Below are 321 nucleotides of genomic sequence, written 5' to 3' on the forward strand. Positions count from 1 at the left end.
GTCGCGGCGCACGCCATGCTTGCTGCGCACGATGACAGCCTTGACGACGTCGCCCTTCTTAACGGAGCCGCCGGGGGCTGCCTTCTTGACAGAGCAGACCACGACGACACCAATGTTTGCGTATCTCTTGCGGGTGCCGCCCAGCACACGGAAGCACATCAGCTCCTTGGCACCGGTGTTGTCGGCAACTTTGAGATAAGTTTGCATCTGAACCATTTCAGATATCTCCTTTCAAACTGTTCAAAGCAGCGGGCAAAGATTACATTGCCTTCTCAACGATACGGACCAGGCGCCAGCGCACATCCTTGCACAGGGGGCGGC

The 321-nt window shown here is 57.3% G+C and carries 1 protein-coding gene; it reads right to left on the reverse strand.

Annotated features, from left to right (window positions below):
• A partial coding sequence (locus tag P0G09_RS16925) for an uL14 family ribosomal protein (RefSeq protein ID WP_275253247.1) occupies positions 1 to 216 on the reverse strand: 216 nt, incomplete at its 3' end.
• Between the last annotated feature and the right edge of the window lie 105 nt (positions 217 to 321).

The sequence above is a fragment of the Faecalibacterium sp. DFI.5.82 genome (assembly GCF_029076575.1).
Classification (GTDB): domain Bacteria; phylum Bacillota; class Clostridia; order Oscillospirales; family Ruminococcaceae; genus Faecalibacterium; species Faecalibacterium duncaniae.